Source organism: Variovorax paradoxus (genome assembly GCF_030811855.1).
Lineage (GTDB): Bacteria > Pseudomonadota > Gammaproteobacteria > Burkholderiales > Burkholderiaceae_C > Variovorax > Variovorax paradoxus_L.
On sequence record NZ_JAUSRN010000004.1, the window covers coordinates 341,609 to 362,584 of the forward strand.

The 20,976-nt window shown below is 69.4% G+C and carries 11 protein-coding genes; 7 read left to right on the top strand and 4 right to left on the bottom strand.

The features are described 5' to 3' along the window. The first annotated feature begins 5 nt into the window (after positions 1-5). Entirely contained in the window at positions 6-5,546 is a 5,541-nt protein-coding gene (locus J2X92_RS11380) for a two-partner secretion domain-containing protein (protein WP_307575752.1), read from the top strand. 4 nt (positions 5,547-5,550) lie between these two features. Here the strand turns inward: J2X92_RS11380 and J2X92_RS11385 are convergent, their stop codons facing one another. The 4 genes from J2X92_RS11385 to J2X92_RS11400 all read right to left on the bottom strand — a co-directional run bounded on the left by J2X92_RS11385 (position 5,551) and on the right by J2X92_RS11400 (position 11,483). Further along, positions 5,551-6,348 carry a hypothetical protein gene (locus J2X92_RS11385; protein WP_307575754.1) on the bottom strand — a complete coding sequence of 266 codons (798 nt, stop codon included), beginning with the start codon at positions 6,346-6,348 and terminating at the stop codon, positions 5,551-5,553. Positions 6,349-6,386: 38 nt separating this feature from the next. After that, a complete protein-coding gene (locus J2X92_RS11390; RefSeq protein ID WP_307575755.1) occupies positions 6,387-8,375 on the bottom strand; it encodes a hybrid sensor histidine kinase/response regulator in 1,989 nt (662 codons plus the stop codon). After that, positions 8,372-9,421, bottom strand: coding sequence for an ABC transporter substrate-binding protein (locus J2X92_RS11395; RefSeq protein ID WP_307575756.1), 1,050 nt, complete (start codon positions 9,419-9,421; stop codon positions 8,372-8,374). Before J2X92_RS11395 ends, J2X92_RS11390 begins: the two co-directional genes overlap by 4 nt. Positions 9,422-9,593: 172 nt before the next feature. Beyond that, a complete protein-coding gene (locus J2X92_RS11400; RefSeq protein WP_307575757.1) occupies positions 9,594-11,483 on the bottom strand; it encodes an ATP-binding response regulator in 1,890 nt (629 codons plus the stop codon). Positions 11,484-11,738: 255 nt separating this feature from the next. Here J2X92_RS11400 and phnD (J2X92_RS11405) point away from each other — a divergent pair, with 255 nt between their 5' ends. From phnD (J2X92_RS11405) to tagF, 6 genes are all read left to right on the top strand, one after another. Further along, positions 11,739-12,743, top strand: coding sequence for a phosphate/phosphite/phosphonate ABC transporter substrate-binding protein (gene phnD / locus J2X92_RS11405; RefSeq protein WP_307575783.1), 1,005 nt, complete (start codon positions 11,739-11,741; stop codon positions 12,741-12,743). 8 nt (positions 12,744-12,751) lie between these two features. Then, on the top strand, positions 12,752-13,798 hold the full coding sequence (gene phnD / locus J2X92_RS11410; RefSeq protein ID WP_373424825.1) for a phosphate/phosphite/phosphonate ABC transporter substrate-binding protein: 1,047 nt from the start codon (positions 12,752-12,754) through the stop codon (positions 13,796-13,798). Positions 13,799-13,938: 140 nt separating this feature from the next. Continuing rightward, positions 13,939-15,270: a type VI secretion system baseplate subunit TssK gene (gene tssK, locus J2X92_RS11415; RefSeq protein WP_307575761.1), complete on the top strand. Its 1,332-nt coding sequence runs from the start codon at positions 13,939-13,941 to the stop codon at positions 15,268-15,270. Between the two features lie 32 nt (positions 15,271-15,302). Then, positions 15,303-16,628 carry a DotU family type VI secretion system protein gene (locus J2X92_RS11420; RefSeq protein ID WP_307575762.1) on the top strand — a complete coding sequence of 442 codons (1,326 nt, stop codon included), beginning with the start codon at positions 15,303-15,305 and terminating at the stop codon, positions 16,626-16,628. Continuing rightward, positions 16,625-20,224: a type VI secretion system membrane subunit TssM gene (gene tssM / locus J2X92_RS11425; protein WP_307575764.1), complete on the top strand. Its 3,600-nt coding sequence runs from the start codon at positions 16,625-16,627 to the stop codon at positions 20,222-20,224. Before J2X92_RS11420 ends, tssM begins: the two co-directional genes overlap by 4 nt. Further along, positions 20,221-20,859, top strand: coding sequence for a type VI secretion system-associated protein TagF (gene tagF, locus J2X92_RS11430; protein ID WP_307575766.1), 639 nt, complete (start codon positions 20,221-20,223; stop codon positions 20,857-20,859). The genes tssM and tagF overlap by 4 nt, the downstream gene beginning before the upstream one ends. Positions 20,860-20,976: the final 117 nt, after the last annotated feature.

Below are 20,976 nucleotides of genomic sequence, written 5' to 3' on the forward strand. Positions count from 1 at the left end.
GCAGCATGAGAAACCATGATCTTTCCGCGAAAGCCCTGCCGCGGCACTGGCGCGTTCGGCCGCTGGCGCTGTCGCTGGCCTGCATGGGCATGGTGCCGGCCTGGGCGCAGCTCAATCTGCCGACGGGCTTTCCTCAGAGCGGCGCCGTGGTGTTCGGCAATGTGAGTGTCGCTCCCAATGGCACGGCGGCCAGTCAGGCGCTTACCCAGAGCACGATGAACGCCATCGTCAACTGGAATGCGTTTTCGCTGGCCGGCGGCAAGACGCTCAACATCAATCAGCAGATGGGCGCCGCGAGCGTGATGCTCAACCGGGTGGTGGGTAGCGGCGGAGTGATCGAGCAGTCGGTCATCAACGGCACGCTGTCGGCCAACGGGCATGTGTTCGTGGTCAACCCCTCGGGCGTTCTCTTCGGCAGCGGCGCCCAGGTGAACGTCGGCGGGCTGGTGGCCTCCACGCTGGACATCAGCGACAGCCAGATCGCCAAGGACGGCAGCGTGGTGGGCAAGGGCAGTCAACTGGTGTTCGGTGGCGGCATCAACGATGCCAACAGCACTGCCCGCGTGACGGTTCAGCCCGGTGTGGTCATCAACGTGGGCGAAGGCGGCACGGTCGGGCTGATCGGTGCGCTGGTGCGCAACGAAGGCCAGATCAACGTGGCGCGCGGCTCGGTGGGCCTGGCTTCGGGCGCCCGGGTGACGCTGGACTTCGAGGGCGACGGGCTGACGAAGTTCACGGTGCCGGTCGATGGCGGACTCATGAACACGTCGGTGGCCGATGCGCAGGCGACGGATCCCACCACCAAGGCGCTCGTGATGAACACGGGCTCCATTACGGCCGATGGCGGGCGCGTGGTGTTGGTGGGCGCGTCCGGGCTGGTGCAGCAGGTGGTCAACCAGAGCGGCACGGTGCGCGCGCGATCGGTGGTCGAGCGCGGCGGCGAGATCGTGCTGGAGGCCATCGGCGCCCAGGTCGACAGTGGTGCGGGCCTCGAGGTGAGCGGCACGCTGGATGCGCGCGGCAATGCGGCCGGCGTGGCCGGCGGCAGCATCCGCACCACGGCCGGCAACCTGAACGTGCTGGCGGGCACGCAGATCGACGCCGGCGGCAATGCAGGCGGTGCCAACGGTAGCTGGACGGCCGAAGCGGGCCGCAATCTCTCGATCGTGGCCGACAGCGACTCCGGCAACATCGCGGCCAGCGTCATCGGCAAGGCGCTGAGCCAGGGCACCGACGTGACGCTGACCACGCGTTCGTCCGGCACGGCGGCGCAGATCAACGACGCCGTCGCATTCCAGCCCGGCGCGCAGGTGATCAAGGACGGCGGCGGCACGGCCACGCTGCGCGTGAATTCGGTGGGCAACATCGACATGCGCTGGGCGGTCGAGGGCGCAGGCGCAACGATCGCTTCCACCAGCGGCGCGCTGAACGTCGAGTTCAATGCCGACGCGCAGGGCCTGGCCGCCGCCGAGGTCGGCCAGGCCAACGGCGTTGCGGCGGCCATCCGGCTGGACCGCGCGCGCATCGATGCCAACGGCGGCAACATCCGCTTTTTCGGGCAGGGCGACAGCGACGGCGGGCGAGCGATCGGCGGGCAGGTCAAGGGCCTGGGCGCCGATGCCGCTGGCGAGGTTCGCAGCGGCATCTGGCTGGGCGGCAGCACGTTGAGCACGCTCGGCGCCGGAAGCATTTCGCTGCGGGGCGAGGGCGGCGTCAGCGAGGTGGGCAGCGGCTTCCTGAGCGCCACCGACGGTGTGCGCATTGCCGGAGACAGCACGCTGAGCACGCAAGCAGGCGGCATCACCCTGACCGGCCGCGGCGCCGCGGGAGGCTCGGGCGTGCGGCTGGACGGCGACGACTATTCGATCGCCCTGTCTTCCGTGAGCGGCGACATCGCCGTGACCGGGACTGTACGCGACTGGACCAGCGACGGCCCGGTCGGCCAGCCCCCGGATGGCGCCGGTGTGCAGATCACCGGCTCGAAGTTGACCGCCGGCGGCGATGTGCGCATCACGGGCCAGGGCGGCGACCTGTCCGGCATGGCCGCCGATCTGCGCACGCTCGCCGTCGAATTCAGCTCCAGCTACACCGTGGGCGCGTCGAATGGCGTGGTGATCGACGGCACGCGGGTCGAGGCCGGCGCAGGCCGCAGCATCGCGATCACCGGCACGGCCGGCAGCGCGGGCTTCGGCTTCGACGGCACGGGCGCGGCGCTGACCTTCGCGCCCATGGACGCGGTGGTCACGCCATTCGGTGTACAGCTCACGTCGTCCCAGCTGACCGATGGGTTGCATGCCGCGGGCGGCAGCATCCGAGTCGCGGCCGGCACGGGCGATGTCGGCCTGACAGCCGGCGCCTTCCAGGGCACGCTGCTCGACGCTGCCAGCGCCACCGGTACAGGCGGCAGCATCAGCGTGACCGGGCGCAACATCCTCGCGCAATCCACGGCAGACGCCAGCGGCCTGGCGGACGCCAGCGGCGCGAGCGGCGGTGGAAGCATCGAGATCCGCGGCACGACCGCGCCCGGTGCCGGCAACGAGAATTCGGGCGTGGTCTCCATCGGCCCGAACCTCACGCTGCTGGCCAACGCCCTGGACAGCGGCAATGGCGGCAGCATCACCGTCGTCGGCGAGCGTTCGGTGCGCGCCTTCGGCGACTTGCAGGCCAGGGGCGGCAGCGCCGGCGGCAATGGCGGCACGATCGAAACATCGGGCGGTTCGTTCGACGTGAGCGGCATCCGCATCGACGCCTCGGCGCCGGCCGGCCTGGCGGGGCGGTGGATCGTCGACCCCTATGACGTCACCATCGTCCACGGCGCGGCTGGCGGCGGCAGCCTGCCCACCAACCCCTTCGATCCGGTAGCCACCTCGACCATCCAGGACGGCGACATCAACGGCGCGCTGAACGCCGGCACGAGCGTGAGCATCACCACCGGCAGCGGCGGCACGGATGCGGGCGACATCCGCTTCGGCAGCGGCATGCTGATCGAGCGCACGGTGGGCAGCGCGCCGCTGGTGTTCGAGCTGACTGCGGCACATTCGATCGGCGACCGCGTGTTTTCAAGCTCGTATCTGGCGCCGATCATCCGTTCGACCACGGGGCCGATGGACGTGATCTTCAATGCCGGCTCGGCCGGGGCGCTCGACGGCTACGTCCATTACTTCGGCAATACGGGGGCCGATCAAGCCGTCATCTCCACCAACGGGGGCAGCGTGCTGGCGCACGCCACGGGCTCGGGCTATGCCGAAGTGGTCTTCAATTCCGCCAGCATCGACACCGGCGGCGGCAACCTGCGCCTGCTGACGGACGGGCCGAGCAACACGCAGTTCGTCGCGCTCAGCGGCGATGTGCACACGCGCGGCGGCAGCGTGACGCTGGACTCCGGCTTCGTCGGCGGCAGCCCTGCGTTCAGCGACATCAACATCGACGTGGACGGCACCATCGACACGGGCGGCGGCGCGGTGTCCATCCACGCGCACGGCGTCGGCGGCATCTACGATTCGGTGACCAGCCGGTTCAACAACCAGATCATCACCAACGGCGGGGCGGTGTCGATCCTCAACGGGCAGACCGGTGCACCGTCGGGTTTTGTCCTGCTTCAGGGCACCCAGATCGACACGCGCGTCGGCCAGTCCGATGCGGGCGCTGGCGGCGACGTGAGCATCGCCGGCGGAGGCGTGAGCCTCAACGGAGCGCGCATCGACAGCGCCACCGGCGACGTGGCCATCACCGGGACCGGCGGCACGGGCCAGAGCGGCAGCGCCGTGCAGCTGGACTATCTCTTCCTGAGGGCCGTGGGCTTCCCCGTCTCCACCGCCATCTCGACCACCAGCGGCAACGTGCTGATCCGGGGCGTGCAGGACTTCGACCGCGGCTCGAGCGCGTTCAATGCGACGCACGGCGTGCTGGTCACCGGCGGCAGCAGCATCACGGCAGGCAGCGGCAACATCGCGCTGCAGGGCCTGTTTGCCAGCGCGGTGGTCGACGGCACCGACAGCGGCGTGCGGCTGGAAGACGGCGCGCGCCTGACCACCACCGGCGGCGGCAGCATCGAGCTGACCGGCAGCTCGCTCCAGGGCACGCCCGGCGTGTCGATCCAGTCCGGCATCTCGTCGTTCACCGGCGGTCCCGGCGCGGCGCCGCAGGTGCAAAGCAGCGGCAACCTGGTGCTGCGCGCCAGCAACGACGGCAGCGCGCCGGCCCTGGCGATCGATGTGCCAGTGAGCGCCGCCGGCACCATCAACCTGCGGCCGGGCGGCATGGACGCGGCGCTCAATGCCTTCGACGCCACGGCCGCCGGCATCACCGTGGGCGGTGCGGCGGGGCCCGGGTTCACGCTGTCGGATGCGCTGATGTCGCGCTTGAATGCGCCCAGCGTGGTGGTGGGCAGCAACACGCACGCAGGCACCATCACCGTGGCCGGCGCGCTGACGAGCGGCGGCGCCCTCACGCTGCAGAACGAAGGCCTGGGCGCCGGCGTCGGCGGCATCGTGCTGAACGGTGCCATCACGGCGGACCGCCTGGGGCTGCTCTCGGCCGGCGACATCACGCAGACGGCAAAGGCGCCGATCACCGCCCAGCACCTGCTGGCGCGCTCCAGCCGCGGCAGCGTGCTGCTGGACCAGGCGGCCAACAACGTGAGCGAGAACACGCTGGGCGGCGGCGCCGCCGGCGCCTTCCGCTATCAGGACGTGGACGGCGTGCGCATCGGCGCGCTGTCGGTCACCGGCTTCGACGCCGGGACCAACCAGCCGCAGGTGGTGTCGGCCACATCGATGGCGGCGGACACGGTGTTCGTGCGCACGCTCTCGGGCGACCTCACGCTGGACACCGCCGTCACCAGCACCTCGGGCACCGACCTGGTGGCCGCGTCACGCTTCCAGAACGCGGGCGGCGGCAGCGTCGGTGGCGCGCCCTGGCGTATCTGGGCCGACACCTGGGTGGGCGAGTCGCGCGGCGGCATCACCGGCTCGGGGGCCACGCCCAACCTGTTCCACTGCGCGTACCTGGGCCTGTGCACCGTGAGCATCACACCGGGCGACAACCACTTCATCTACGCCCAGCAGCCGCGGGCCACGGTGGTCATCGGCGACGCCAGCCGGCCGTTCGGCATGGCCAACCCGCTCTTCGGCTTCACCATCAGCGGGCTGATCCTGGGCGACGGCACGGCCGGCTTCCTGGGCACGCCCGTGAGCTCGGCCGGCCTCTTCAGCCCCGCCGGGCGCTATGCGATCACCGGCAGCTTCACTTCGGCGGCCGGCTATGCGGTGGACGTGGTGCCCGGGACCCTGACCGTGACGGTAAACCTGCGCCGGCCGGACTTCCCGAGCTCGGACCTGCTGCGCGAGCTGCCCAACACCAACACCTACACCTTCGACCGCAACATCGGTGCGCCGCCGATCTGCTTTGCCACCGGGCCGTTGGAAGGCGAACGTGCGCAGCAGGGCGGCGACCTGCTGGCGCGCGAATGGTCGCGCGTGCGTTCGCGGCCCAACCTCACCAGCTGCGTGGCCACTGATCGCAAGAACGGCTGCGCGGATTTCTGAAGGCTCAGCGCGGGGCCGTCGCAGGGCCGGCCGCGGCGCCCAGTGCGCGCGGCAGGTCGCCGTGCCAGGTCTTCAGGCCCTGGTGCGACAGGCGCGACTGCAGGTCGACGAACACCTGGCCGCCCAGTTGCTGCCAGCGCCGGCAGAAGGCGAAGTCTTCGCTCAGGTAGCGGCCGGTACCGGGCTCGAACTGGGTGTCGAAGAAGCGCCAGTGCGGCAGGTGCGTATTGGCGTGTTCGCCGGCCTCGGGGGTGTAGCGCAGCTCGGGCATCGCCGCGGCCATGCGTTCGAACACGCCGCGGGAGATGAGCATGAAGCCGGTGGGCGCGTCCAGCACCTCGACGAAGCCGTCCGCGTCGGCCTGCGTCGGCGTGTGGCGCAGGTTCAGCGGATAGCGCGCATGCAGGGCGTCGAAATCGGCCTGCGTGGCGCCCGCCGGCAGCGGCCGGGCCAGGCCCTGAACCGGCCAGCCGTCGTGCTTGTGCGGGTAGACGCCGGCCACCACGTCATGCCCGGACAGCAGCAGGCGCAGCGCCGCATCGGGTGTGAAGCCGACGTCGGCATCGATCCAGAACAGGTGCGTCCATTGCGCATCGGCCATGAACTCGGCCACCAGCCGGTTGCGCGCACGCGTGAGCAGGCTGTCGCCGTCGAGGAAGCGCGTCTGCATGGCGAAACCGTGTGCCCAGGCCGCATTGACCAGGCCCAGCAGGCTGCGCACGTAGAGGCTGGTCATGGAACCGCTGTAGCTGGGCGTGGCGACGAAGGGGCGGATGCCCTTGAGCGCGGCGGTGTCGAGCATGGCGTGGTCGATGGGGGTGGAAGAGGGCGGCGTGGCGCTCAGGCCGCGTGCGCATGCCGCCGCGTGGTGAGCAGTGCGCGCAGCTTGGCCGGTGCGACCGGCTTCGTCAACAGCATCACGCCGCCATGGCGCAGGCGCTGCAACACCTCGGGCCCGGTGGCACCGGAGACGAGCACCGCGAGCGCATCGGGCTGCAGCCGCTTGGCGGCGGTGATCACGTCCATGCCGTCGTCGTCGCCGGCCAGTTGCAGGTCGCACAACACGGCATCGAAATGCAGGTCGCCCGTGCCCAGCCGCGCGATGGCCTCGGCGCCCGTCGACACGCATTCGACCTCGCAGCCCCATTGCTCCAGCAGGGCGCGGCTGCCGTCGAGGATGACGGGATCGTCGTCGATCACCATGCAGTGCAGGCCGGCCAGCGGCGTGAGCGCCACGGGCAGCGGCGCAGGCGTGGTGGCCTCGTCGGCACGGGCCGCGGGCACGGTGAGCGCAAAGGTGCTGCCCGCCTGCAGCGCCGATCGCACCGTGATGCGGGTGCCCAGCAGCGTGGCGATGCGCGCGCAGATGGCCAGGCCCAGCCCGAAGCCGCGGCGCCGATCGCGCTCGGTGTTGGCCACCTGATAGAACTCCTCGAAGATCCGGCCCTGGTGGATGGGCGCAATGCCCACGCCGTTGTCGCGCACCTCGATGCGCACGTTGTCGCCGTCCCTGCGGCTGCGTCGCGCGGCCACCAGCACGGTGCCGCCCGAAGGGGCATGGCGCAGCGCATTGGCCACTAGGTTGCCGACGATGCGCTGCAGCAGCGCCGCATCGCTGCGCACCGCGAGACCGCGGTCGCTCCAGCGCAGGCGCACGCGGGTTTCCGACGCGGTGGCCGCGTGCTGCGCGTCGAGCTGGTCGAACAGCGCGGCCAGTGGCACCTTGGTGATCGCCGGCGTCAGCACCTGGGCATCGAGGCGCGAGATCTCCAGCAGGTCGTCGAGCAGCACGCCCATGAACTCGGTGCTCTCCTGCAGGCGCAGCACGGCCGGGCGCTGCGCGGGGCTGGCGCCCGGCAGCAGGCCGTCGATGAAAAGGCCCATGGCATGCAGCGGCTGGCGCAGGTCGTGGCTCGCCGCGGCCAGGAACCGTGCGCGCGACAGCGCCGCCTGTTCGGCCTCGGCCATGCGCTGCAACGCCACGGCCGTGGCTTCGCGCACGCGCTCCTCGCTGATGCGGCGGTTGCTCTGCAGCCGCTCGGCCAGCCGGTCGATGTCGCGCGCGAGCACCGCGAGTTCATGCGAGTCGCCCTTGTCGGCTGCCGGCGGTGCGTGGTGCGAATCGCCCTCGACCACATCGCAGCGCGCCTCGAAATGCCCGGCCTCCAGCGCGGCCACCGTGCGCGACACGCGGCGCAGCGGCCGCGCCACGGTGCGCGCCATGTGGCGAACCGAGGCCCAGGCCGCGAGCAGGGCGACCAGCGCAATGCCGATGCCCGCAAAGAGCGAGCGGCTGCGCTCGCGCGCATAGGCGGTCGTGTCGCGGAAGGTCTGCACCAGCCCGATGGGCGTCTCGCCCGCGGCGGTGGAGCCCGCGGGCGCAAAGGCGCTGGCGCGCGAGGCTTCGCGCAGCGTCACGGGCGAGGTGAACATGCGCAGCTGCGCAAGCGAAGAGGCCTTGGGCCCGGCCGTCACGAAGACCCCGGCGCTGTTGCTGATCTCGACCCGCATCACTTGCCCGCCGCGCAGCGCGGCGTTGGCCACGTTCTGCAGCGCCGGAAGATCGCCGGCGTAGAGGCTTAGATCGGACATCGCGGCCACCTGGCGCGCCACGGCCTGGCCTTCGGCGTCGAAGGCGGCCTCGAGCGTTTGCAGCCGGCCGTGGGTGAACCAGGCGGTGAGCGCGAGCGCCACCGCGGCGCACGGCACCACGCCGAGCCGGAACAGATCTCTCTGCAGGTTGCCGCGCACCACGAGCTTTGGCGCGGGTTGCGGCGGCGGCGAACCGATGTCGGCGCGCGTGCCTTCGGACGGCAGCTGGCCGCTCATCGCGTGACCGTGAGCCGTTCGGCCAGTTCCCGCTCCTCCGGCAGGCGCAGGCCGAGTCCGCGCGCCACGGTCACGTTGACGCGCACGGCGGCAGGCGTGGCCGACTCCACCAGCGGGCCTGCGCTGCCCGCGCCGGCGAGCTTCTGCCCGAGGAGCCGCGCCTGCTGTGCCAGTTGCGCGGGGGTCGACACGGCCGCGGCAAGTCCGCCGGAGCGCACCAGCCCTTCGCTGGCGCCAAACACCGGCAGGCCCGCCTCTGCGCCCGCGCGCAGCACCGAGAGCGTGGCGGCCTGGCTGTCGCCGATCAGGTCGGGCAGCACCATCAGCGAATCGCTGCGCGGCACCACGGCGCGCAGCGCGGCGGCCAGCGACTTGGCGTCGGGTGCGTATTCGACCTGCACGTCCCACGCCGGCGTGACGCCCTGCGCGGCGCGCTGCAGCTCACGCACCAGCGGCTCCGATTCGGGCGTGGCGACCACGCCGATGCGCTGCTTCTGCGGCAGCACCGCCCCCACCAGGGCGAGCTGGTCGGCCATGGCCGGGTCGCGCAGCAGCACGCCCACGCGCCGGTCGCCGCGGCGCAGCGCGGGGCTGGCGGCGCGAAGATTCTCGTAGTCGAGCCGGCTCAGCATGGCGAGCACCAGCGGCTGCTGGCCCGGCCTCTCGAGTGCGGCGCGCGCGGCCGGCAGGCCGACCGCCATCGTGAGGTTGGCGTCCGATGCCAAGGCGCGCAGGCTGCGCGTGCGCACGCCGGCATTGGCGCTGCGTTGTTCGGAATCTGCGCTGGCGGCTTCCGAGGGCTGCGGCACGTCCGAGCCGCCCGGTGAAAGCCGCACCAGGTCGAAGCGCGACCCGGGCTCCTGGCCTGCGCGAAGGTGCTGCACGAACTCCGAATGCGCCGCGAGCTCGTCGCCCATCAGTACCGTGAGGCCGGCGGCCGGCATGTGCGCGGCAAGCAGCGCCACCCCCACGACCAGCGCGGCGAGGGCGCCGCGGTGCAGCCGTTTCTGGAAAAGCGAGATGAATGGGTTCACGGCGACAAACATGGACTGCTTCCGCAGCAAGGGCAGTAGCACCCAATGTACGGAAGCCCCCTGCTTCGCGCGATAAGGCGGAGGGCTTATGTCGGCACCCGCCACTGCATGCCAGCGTGACGAACTTCACAATGCGGCAGCTGCTTGGCCTATCTCCGACGGACTAGGGCCCCGCGAACGGGCCTCAGGCGTCGGCGCTCAGCAATGCAGCTGCACGTTGCGCCTGTATCGCCTGGCGCAGCACGCGCGGCGAAACCGGCTTGTAGAGCACCGTGATTCCGGCGCTCGCCACTTCGCGCAGTCGGTCGGGCTTGGTCTCGCCCGTGACCAGCAGCCGCGCCGTTCCGGAGCCGATGCCGCGCGGATGGCGCTCGAGCGCGGCGATCACGTCGAGCCCGTTGTCGCCGCCTTGCAGCAGCAAGTCGCTCACCACCACGTCGGGTGGCTCGTCCCATTCATCGGCCAGCGCGAGGGCCTCGGCGCGCGTCTGCGCCGCCATGACTTCGGCGCCCCAGTTGGTCAGCACCACGGTGAGGCCTTCGAGAATCGTGCGCTCGTCGTCGATCACCAGGATGCGCAGCTGCTCGAGGCTGGCCTCCTCCTCGATGGCGCCGACGGTGGGCGCGGCATCGAGCGCCGGCAGGGCGGCTGGTGCCGAACGCACCAGCACGCGCACGCAGGTGCCCTTGTGCGGCCGGGAGGTCAGCTCCACGCGGGTGTTGAGCAAGTCGGCCAGGCGCTGCACCGTGGCCAGCCCCAGACCCATGCCGCGCTGCCCGCGCGGCGCCTGGCGGCCGGTGCCTTCCACCTGATAGAACTCTTCGAACACCCGCGCCTGGTGCTGCACCGCAATGCCCACGCCGGTGTCGACCACGTCGATGCGAACGCCCCGGCCGCGGCGCCGGGCGCCGATGAGCACGCCGCCCTCGATGGTGTGGCGCAGCGAGTTCGACACCAGGTTGTTGAGGATGCGCGAGAGCATCACGTAGTCGCAGCGCACCCAGAGGTCGGTTTTGCGCGCCACCAGGCGCAGCCCCTGCTGCTCGGCCACCGGGCGGAAGTTGCGGCTGATCTCGTCGAACAGCTGGTCCAGCGGAAAGTCCGCCCACTGCGGCTGCAGCACGCCGGCATCCAGCTGCGAGAGGTTGAGCAGTTCCGAAAACAGGCGGTCGAGCGAATCCACGCACTCGCGGATGTGGCCGATGCGCTGCAGGCGCACCGGGTCGGTCTCGCCGTTGGCCAGGCCGTCGGAGAACAGCGTGAGCGCATGCAGAGGCTGGCGCAGGTCGTGGCTGGCCGCGGCCAGGAGCCGGGTCTTGGCCTGGCTCGCGACTTCGAGCTGCTGATTCTTGCGTGCCAATTCGGCCGTGGCCTCGCTGATGCGGCTTTGCAGCAGGCGGTGGCTCTCGGCCAGCGCGCGCGCCGCCTGGTTGAAGCCATGCTGCAGATGCCGTACCTCGGAGGTACCTTCGATGGCCACGCTCGCGGCCTCGCCCGCGCCCAGGCGGTCGACGGCCTTGCCCAGTGCGCGGATCGGCTCGCTGATGCGCCGCGCCGCCCACCAGCCCGCCAGCCCCACGCCCACCAGGCTGATGGCCAGCACCAGCACCACGTTGAGCCACACCGAGCGCCGCGCGTGCTGCACGGCATCCAGGCTCATCTCGACCATCACCTTGCCGTTTTGCTTGCCTTCTTCGCTCACGATCGGCACCACCACCTGCAGGCCTTCGCTGCGCGCCCGGTCGACCGTTTCGGAGTTGGCCACGATCTCGCCATCGTCCGACCAGATCTGCACCTGCTGCACGTGCGGCTGGTAGGTACCCGATTGCGCCGTGCGCTGCAGGATGCGCCGGTCCATGCGAACCAGCGGGGCCTGCGCCGCCGTAGCCACCTGCAAAGCCACCGTCTGTGCGTTGGCGCGCATCAATTCGGTCAGGTTGTCCAGGTGCTGGCGCGTCAGAACGGCAATGGCCGCCAGCGTGGCCGCCGTGGCAGGCACCAGCGCAAGCAGGATTAGCTGCTGCGCGAAGGTGAGGCGGGCGAGCCCTCGCAGGACGTGGAAGTTCCAGTTCATGGGGGCATTGCAGGCATTGCAGTCAAGCTTATGAGGCTTGCTGCGCGAGCGAAAGATGGGAAAAACATCACGAAAATAACCCGTATCTGGTATCTAATTGCGTCGCTTCACCGATGTTAGACCCGCTGGTCCGCAGCGGCCCATGTCTCCGTGTCAAAAATGCAGGCCCCCTTACGCAGCGTCCGGAAGGCTTTCGGCGCTCCCGATGCGTTTCGCGCCTCCCGTCGTTGCGCGCGGTTCAGTCATGCCGCCGCCGTGGTGCGCCGTGGCGCTGCCCTGTTGACCCTGCTCGCCGTCCTCCCGCTGATGGCGGCGGCCCAGCCCGCACTGCAGCCCGATGCGCCGGTGCGCTTCGGCATCCTGCCGCTCGGCGGCGCGTTCGAGTCGCGCAGCGACTGGGATCCGCTCCTGGCCGAACTGAGCCGCGCCATTGCACGGCCGGTGAGCGTGCTGTCGGTCAACTCGTATGAAGCGCTGGAGCAGGCCATCCAGCGCGACGAGGTCGACATGGCCTTCCTGTCCGGCAAGATGGCGCTGGACGCCGTCACCCAACGGCGCATGAAGGTCGTGGCGCAGGTGGTGCGTCACGACGGGCTGCCCGGCTACCGCGCGCTGCTGCTGACGCGCAAGACGCCGCCATTCAATACAAAGAAGAGCTTGCTCGGCGAGCCGGAACGCTGGCGGCTCGCGCGCGGCGAGCGGCAGTCGGTGTCGGGCTTCATCGTGCCGCAGCTGCAGTTCTTCCTGCCCAACCACATCGCGATGGAGACGCGCTTTTTGAGCGAGATCGTGGGCACCCACCAGACCACCGCGCTGGCCGTGGCCAACAACGAAGCCGACGTGGCCACCAACAACACGGCCGACTTCGAACGCTTCAAGCTGCGCTTTCCGTCCGAGGCGCAGCGCCTGCAGGTGCTGTGGGAATCCGAACTCATCCCGCATGCACAGATCGTGGTGCGGCGCGAATATCCGGCCGAGCTGCGCAGCCGCGTGCAGGCCTTTCTGGTCAGCTACGGCCGCGCCAAGGGTCCGCGCGGCGACGCCGAGCGCCTGGTGCTCAAGTCGCTGCATGACCTGGCGGGTTTCGTGGCCGCGGACAACAGTTCGCTGCAGCCCGCCGCCAAGCTCGCCTACCAGTTGGCCAGGCAGAACGCCATGACCGCGCAGTGGGTCAACGAAGAGGCGCGCAAGGCACGGCTGCAGCGCATCGAAACCAGTTACGCGGAGCAGGTCACCGTCTTGCGGGATCTGTCGCCCTGATGTTGCCCATGGTGTTTTCTCGCGTCCTCCGGCTGTTTGCGGTGGCGCTGGCGCTGGCCGCCGCGGCTTCAAGTTCGGTGGCGCAGGTCGGCGCAACGGGCGGCGGCAAGGCAGGGGCTCCGGTCGCGTCGATCCGCTTTGGCGTGCTGCCGCTCGGCGGCACGGTCGAATCGCGCGCATTGTGGATGCCGCTCTTGTCCGACATGAGCCAGGCCATCGGCGTGCCCGTGAGCGCCTATTCGGTCGCGTCTTATGAAGAGCTCGACCGCGCCATCAAGCGCGACGAGATCGACATGGCCTTTCTGTCGGCCAAGATGGCGCTCGATGCCGTGATGCAGCAGCGCATGAAGGTGGTGGCCCAGATCGCGCGCCGCCCCGGCATGCCGATGCACCGCGCGGTGCTGCTGACGCGCAAGACCGGCGTGCCCAACACCCTGGAAGCCGTGCTGTCCGAACCCGAGCGCTGGCGACTGGCCCGCGGCGACAGCCGCTCGGTCACGGGCTTTCTCATTCCGCAAAGCCAGCTCTTCTTGCCGCGCAACATCGAGCTGGAGACCCGCTTCCGCGGCGAGGTGGTTGGCAACCACCAGGCCACCGCGCTCGCCGTGGCCAATGGCGACGCCGACGTGGCCACCAACAACACCACCGACTTCGAGCGCTTCAAGGAGCAGTTCCCGGTCGAGGCCGCGCGGCTACACATTGTGTGGGAATCCGAGTCTCCGCCCGGCGCGCAGATGGTGGTGCGGCGCGCCTATCCGGCCGAGTTCCAGGCCCGCCTCCAAGCCTTCCTGGTCGGCTACGGCCAGGCCAAGGGCCCGCGCGGGGATGCCGAGCGCGAGGTGCTGAAGACGCTGCGCGCGGCCTACGGCTATGCCCCGGCCGACGACAGCGCGCTGCTGCCCGAGGCCCTGCTCGAATACCAGCTCGGCAAACAGCGCGCCATGGCCGCCGCCTGGGTCAACGAGGCCGCGCGCGAGCAGCGCCTGCGGCGCATCGAGCAGGCTTACAAGGAACAGGTCGATAGATTGCGCGCGGCGGGTGGGGCGGCACGCTGAGCCATCGCCGCATTGCATCTAGTCCCTTCGCCGTAGCTCCAAATTCCTCCGCCTAGGCCGTTAGGCGGATTTGCCGCTGGCCCTCTGCGCCGGAAACTCCGTGCTTCTTTCGGGCAGCCCTTGCCTTTGACGGAGTGCGGATGAGTTGGCGAACAAAAGTGGTCTGGAGCGAGGGGATGCTGCTGCAGCCCCAGCACCTGCAGCAGAGCGAGCGTCATGGCGACCATGCGCGGCATGTGCTGTTGCGTTCCACCACGCCCTACGCGTGGGGCTTCGCGGAGATCGAGATCGATCAGGCCGCGCTCACGCTGGGCAAGCTCGCGCTGGTGCGCGCGGCGGGCATCTTCGGCGACGGCACGGTGTTCGACATGCCGGCGGTCGATCCGCTGCCCGAGCCCATCGACATTCCGCCCACCATGCGCGACGAGGCTGTAATGTTGGCTCTGCCGCTGCGCCGCGCCGGTGCCCGCGAGGCCGACGCCGAGGAATACGAAGAGCTGGTGCGCCACCGCGTGCTCGAGTCCGAAGTGCCCGACTCCAACACCGCCGGCGAGCGCACCGCCATGCTGCAGCTGGGCCAGCTTCATACGCGCCTGATGCGTGCCAGCGAAGCGACCGACGCATGGACCACCCTGGGCGTGGCCCGTGTGCTCGAGCGCCGGGTCGACAACCAGGTGCAGCTCGACCGCGCCATGCTGCCGCCGCTGCTCGACGTGGCGGGCCATGCCGTGATCCGCTCCTGGCTCGACGAACTGCTGGGCCTCATGCGCCAGCGCGGCGAGGCGCTGGCCGGTCGCATGACGCAGGGCGGCACCGGCGGCGTGGCCGAGATCGCGGACTTCATGCTGCTGCAGACGGTCAATCGCAACGAAGCGATCTTTGCGCACCTGGCGAAGAGCGCCATGCTGCATCCGCAGCATTTCTTCGAACATGCACTCGGGCTCGCCGGCGATCTTGCAAGCTTTCGCGATTCGCGCCGCGTGACGCGCTTCGGTCCCTACATCCACGACGACCTGGCGCTGAGCTTTCGTCCGTTGATGGACGACCTGCGGCGCAGCCTCTCGATGGTGCTGGAGCAGTCGGCCATCCGCATCGACCTGCACGACCGCAAGCACGGCGTGCGCGTGGCGATGGTCACCGACGTGGAACTGCAGCGCAAGGCGACCTTCGTGCTCGCCGTGAACGCCAACATGCCGAGCGAAGCGCTGCGCGCGCGCTTCCCCACGCAAGTGAAGATCGGCCCGGTCGAGCGCATCCGCGACCTGGTCAACCTGGCGCTGCCGGGCGTCACGCTCACGCCGATGCCGGTGGCGCCGCGACAGATTCCGTTCCACACCGGCGCCAACTACTTCGAACTCGAAACGCGCAACAGCGATCTGTGGCGCCAGCTGGAGCAATCGGGCGGCATCGCCATGCACATCGCGGGCGACTTTCCCGGCCTCGACCTCGCGTTTTGGGCCATTCGTTCCTAGCCGCATCGGGCTGACGGAAACGGAACACCATCATGACCACACCAGACCCCTTCGCCGCTTTCGAGTCGGAGCGCACGGTCATCAAGCCCAAGCCGCGCACGCCGGCCGGCACGCCGCCGCCTGCCGCGCCTGCGCCTTTCTTCGGCGGCGCGGATCCGACGCCCGCGGTCGAGCTCGGCGAGATCGGCCTGCTCAATCCGCTGGTGTCGGCCGCGGGCAAGCTGCTGGTGCTGATCGGCAAGTTGCGCAATCTCGTGCAGCCGCCCAATGTGCCGGCCCTGCGCGCCTCCACGGCCGACGCGGTGAACCAGTTCGACGCCGCCGCGCGCCGCGCCGGCGTCAGCAACGAATCGGTTTTGGCCGCGCGTTACGTGCTGTGCACCGCGTTGGACGAAGCCGTGGCCAACACGCCCTGGGGCGTGCAGGCTGGCTGGAACAAGCAGAGCCTCTTGGTGCAGTTCCACAACGAGACTTGGGGCGGCGAAAAAGTGTTCCAGCTGCTCGCCAAGCTCGCGCAAGACGTGCCCACGCACCGCCAGCTGCTGGAGCTGATCTACAGCGTGCTCGCACTCGGTTTCGAAGGCCGCTACCGCGTGGTCGACAACGGCCGCGCCCAGCTCGATCAGGTGCGCCAGCGCCTGGCGGACCTCATCGCCAAGGACCGCCCGCCGCTCGAAGCGGATCTTTCGCCGCATTGGCGCGGGCAGGGCGCCGGCACCGTGCGGCTGCGCGAATCGCTGCCGCTGTGGGTGTTCGCGGCCGGCTTCGCGCTGCTGCTCGCTCTGGCGTGGTTCGGCCTCAGGCTCACGCTCAATTACCGCTCCGACACCACCTATGCCGCGGTATCGGGCCTGCGCGTGCCCAACCTCCAGATCGCACCGCCCGCCGCACCGGCCAAGACGCCTCGGCTCGCGCGCTTTCTGGAGCCTGAGATCAAGCAAGGCCTCGTCACCGTGACCGACGAGGCCGACCGCAGCGTGGTGCGCCTGCGCGGCGATTCTTTCTTCGGCTCCGGCAGCGCCGAGCCCATGGCCGCATCGCTGCCGGTGCTGCGCCGCATCGGCCAGGCGCTGGCTGAAGTGAAAGGCGAGGTGCTGATCACCGGCCACTCGGACAACCAGCCGATCCGTTCGCTTCGCTATCCGTCCAACTGGCATCTGTCGGCCGCGCGTGCCGACGCGGTGAAGGGCTCGCTCACCACGCTGGTCGATCCGGCGCGCATGCGCTCCGACGGCAAGGCCGACGCCGAGCCCGTGGCCGCCAACGACACGCCCGCCAACCGCGCGCGCAACCGCCGCGTCGACATCGTGCTGTTGTCCGAGCCGGACCGGGTCGCTTCGGCGGGAGTGACGAAATGATCAAGAAAATCTTCGGCTTCCTGTTCAGCCCGCTGTTGCTGACCATCCTTGCGCTGGTCATCGTCTCGTTGCTGATCTGGTGGATCGGCCCGCTGGTGAAGATTGGCGCATGGGCGCCGCTCGAAAGCGAGCTCGTGCGGGCGCTGCTGATCGGCGCCATCGTGCTCGTGGTGCTGCTGCGCGCGCTCTATCGTCGGTGGCGCGCGCGCCGTGCGAGCCAGCACCTGACCGACGGCCTCATGAAGGCGCCGGCCGCCAAGACCGATGCGCCGGTCAACGGCGAACAGAAGATCCTCGACACGCGCTTCAGCGAAGCCGTGGCCACGCTCAAGCAGATGCGCCTGCATGCGGCCGGCAAGAAGCCCGGCTGGCGCGACTGGCTTTCCATTTCCGGTGGCAGCTATCTCTACGATCTGCCGTGGTACGTGTTCATCGGCGCGCCCGGTGCGGGCAAGACCACGGCGCTGGTCAACTCAGGCCTTTCGTTTCCGCTGGCCGAGAAGTTCGGCCCCGGCGCCATTCGCGGCGTGGGCGGCACGCGCAACTGCGACTGGTGGTTCACCGACGAGGCCGTGCTCATCGACACCGCCGGTCGCTACACCACGCAGGACAGCCACCAGTCGGAAGACAAGAGCGCATGGGAAGGCTTCCTCGGCTTGCTCAAGAAGGCGCGCCCGCGCCGCCCGCTCAACGGCGTGTTCCTGACCGTGAGCGTGGCCGACCTGCTGAGCCAGGGCCCCGAGCAGCGCACGCAGCTGGCCGCGTCGATTCGCGCGCGTCTGCTCGAACTTGATGCGAAGCTCACCGCGCGGCTGCCGGTGTACGTGCTCGTCACCAAGAGCGATCTGCTCTACGGCTTTACCGACTACTTCGACGATCTTGGCAAGGAGCAGCGCGCGCAGGTGTTCGGCTTCACGCTGCCGGCCGACGAGAACGTGCAAGCCGACGACAAGGGCCTTTCCACCGCCTTCAACCGCGAGTTCGCGCTGCTGCACAACCGCGTGAACGACGGCCTCATTGCGCGCATGCAGCGCGAGACCGACGGCACGCGCCGCGCAGCGATCTTCGGCTTTCCGGCGCAGTTCGGTTCCATCGGCTCGATGCTGTCCGACCTGCTCGACCAGGTGTTTACCGGCTCACGCTTTGCGCAGCCGCCATGGGTGCGCGGCGTGTACTTCACCAGCGGCACGCAAGAGGGCAGCCCGATCGACCGTGTGATGGGCAGCCTTGCGCGCAGCTTCGGACTGGAGCGCGCCATGCTCGCGCCGCAGAAGTCGAGCGGCCGAAGCTACTTTCTCACCGCGCTGCTGCGCGAGGTGGTGTTTCCGGAGCAGCGCTTGGCCGGCGCCAACGTGAAGCTGGAGCGTCGGCGCCATGCGCTGCGCATGGCGGGCGTGGCGGCCATGACGCTGGTCACGCTCGCGCTGCTGGCGGGCTGGGGCTACAGCACGCTGCAAAACGTCAACTACCTGAAGTCGGTCGAAGCACGTGTCGAGCCCGCGCGCCAGAACCTTGCGGCGCTGCCGTCGCGGGTGCAGAACCTGGTCGAGGTGGCGCCCGTGCTGCAGAGCCTGCGCGACATCTGGAAGACGCCCGACAACCGGCAGGGCGACGAGCCGCTGTCGATGACACTGGGCCTCTACCAGGGCGACAAGCTCGACGCGGCCGCCATGCTCACGCACCAGCGCGCGCTCAACGACGCCTTCCTGCCGCAGATCGCCAAGCGCATCGAAGACCAGCTGCGCACCGCGCAGAAGGACAACCTCGAATACACGTACGAGGCGCTCAAGAGCTATCTCATGCTCTACCAGCCCGAGCACTTCGATGCCGAGGCGCTCAAGGCCTGGATCACGCTCGACTGGGCGCGCAGCCTGGACCGCGGCATTCCCGAAGACCAGCGCCAGGCGCTCGAAGACCAGCTCGACGTGCTCATTGCGCAAGGCCCGCCGCGCTCGCCGCTCAAGATGGACGAGAACCTGGTGCGCAGCGTGCGCGCCGTGCTCGCGAGCTATCCGCTCGAGCAGCGCGTGTTCAGCCGCCTCAAGCGCCAGCGCGCTACCAAGGACATTCCGGCCTTCAGCATCGCCACGGCCGCCGGCCCCTCGGCGCCGCTGGTGTTCGAGCGCATCAGCGGCAAGCCGCTGACCGAAGGCGTGCCGGGCATGTTCACCTACGACGGCTACCACAAGCGCTTCCAGAACGAAGTGACGGTGCTCACCGGCCTGCTCGCGCAGGAAGATCCGTGGGTGCTCGGGCAAGACCGCGGCGCCGCCGATCGCATGCGCGACGTGGCCGCCCTTGGCGCGCTGACCGACCGCGTGCGCCGGCTCTACCTGGCGGAATACGTCAAGGTGTGGGAGACGCTGCTGGCCGACGTGCGGCTGATTCGCGCCACCGGGCTCGAGAAGAACATCGAGGCCGCGCGCATCCTCTCGGGCGTGGGTTCTCCGCTTGCAAACTTCTTGCGCGCGGTGGTGAAGGAAACCACGCTGATTCCCGCCGACCAGCCGAAGGACGTGGTGAGCAAGGCCACCGCCACCGTCGCCAACACGCGCAAGGGCTTGGAAGACCTGTTCGGCGGCGACCCGAACAAGGCGGTGGCCAGCGGCAAGCGCATCGAGAGCATCGTGGACGACCGCTTCGAGCCGCTGCGCCGCCTGGTCACGCCCGTTGCGCCGAACCAGCCCGCGCCCATCGACGATGCGCTCAAGCTTTTCAACGAGGTGTATGTGTACCTCAACGCCGTCGACACGGCGGTGAAGGGCCGCACCTCGCCGCCACCCGGCGACGTGGCCGGCAAGCTCAAGTCCGACGCTGGCCGCCTGCCCGAGCCAGTGCGCACGATGGTCGAGAACCTGAGCCAGTCGGGCGCCGCGCAGGCCCAGGTGGCCGAGCGCGGCAACCTGAGCCAGGATCTGCGTCCCGTGACCGAGTTCTGCAACCGCGCCATTGCGGGCCGCTACCCGTTCGTGGGCAGCAGCAAGCGCGACGTGCTGCCCGAGGACTTCGGCCAGATGTTCGGTGCCGGTGGCCTGATGGACGAGTTCTTCCAGAAGCGCTTGGCCGCATTGGTTGACACCAGCACCAAGCCGTGGCGCTACAAGCCCGTGGCTGAGCGAGGCGCCGTCACCACGCAGGCGCTGGCGCAGTTCGAGCGCGCCGCGCGCATCAAGGACATCTTCTTCCGCGGCGGCGGCCGCGGCCCTTCGATGCGGCTCGACTTCAAGCCGGTGGAGATGGACGCGGGCATCACGCAATTCATTCTGGACGTGGACGGCCAACTCGTGAAGTACGCGCACGGGCCCGTGGTGCCCATGGCCGTGCAATGGCCCGGGCCGAAGGGCAGCAACCAGGTGCGCATCCAGGTGAGCCCGCCTTCAACCACGGGCAGCTCGGGCTCCGCGGTCGACGGGCCGTGGGCGCTGTTCCGCGCGCTCGACGACGGCCAGCTCGAAGCCGGCGATGCGCCCGAAAAGTTTTTTATCACCTTCCAGGTCGGTCCGCGCAAGACGCGCTTCGAAGTGACGACGAACAGCGTGCAGCATCCCATTCGCCTGAAGGAACTGCGTGAGTTTTCTTGTCCGGAGGGGTTGTGAGCGACGCAGCCGCTTTTCCTTCTGCTTCTTCTTCTGCATTGCCCGGATGGTTCGGCAAGTTGCCGGGCATGGGGGACTTTGCGCATCGGCGCTTGCCCGAGTCGTTTCGCTCGGTGTGGGACCAGTGGCTGCAGCGCGGGTTGGCGCGGTTGAAGGATCGGCATGACGACTGGACTTCGCATTACCTCGAAGCGCCGATCTGGTGTTTCGCCTTGGGTCCGCAGGTTGCCGGCGAGGGCGCTTGGATCGGCGTGTTGATGCCTTCGGTGGATGGGGTGGGGCGGTACTTTCCGTTCACTATTGCTGTAGCGCTTGATGCTTCTGTGGGTGAGGTTCTGCGAGGGGATGCGCTGCAGGGAGCGTTGCGGTGGTGGGCGCTTGGCATGCGGGCTGCGTTGGAAGGGCTTGAGGGGGATCTGGATGCGCTGCGGTTCGATGCTGTGCTTGAGCGGTTGTTTGTTGCTGCTGCTGCCGGTGATGTGCACGCTGATGCTGTGGAGTCGCTGGTTTTGCCTACGGCCGGAGGGTCCTTGTGGATGGGCGATCCGGGCGCTGAAGGGACTGTTCGAATGGTTGTTGCTGGGTTGCCGGTGGATGGGCAGTTCGAGGCTTTGTTTGTGGGGGGTGGGGAATGACTTCTGTCGGTCGTTTTCTTTCCCGAGGCCGGGATATCCGCCCGGCGGCGGACTTACTTTCTTTTGCTTCGCCAAAAGAAAGTAAGCAAAGAAAAGGCGACCCTACTGTCTGCGTCC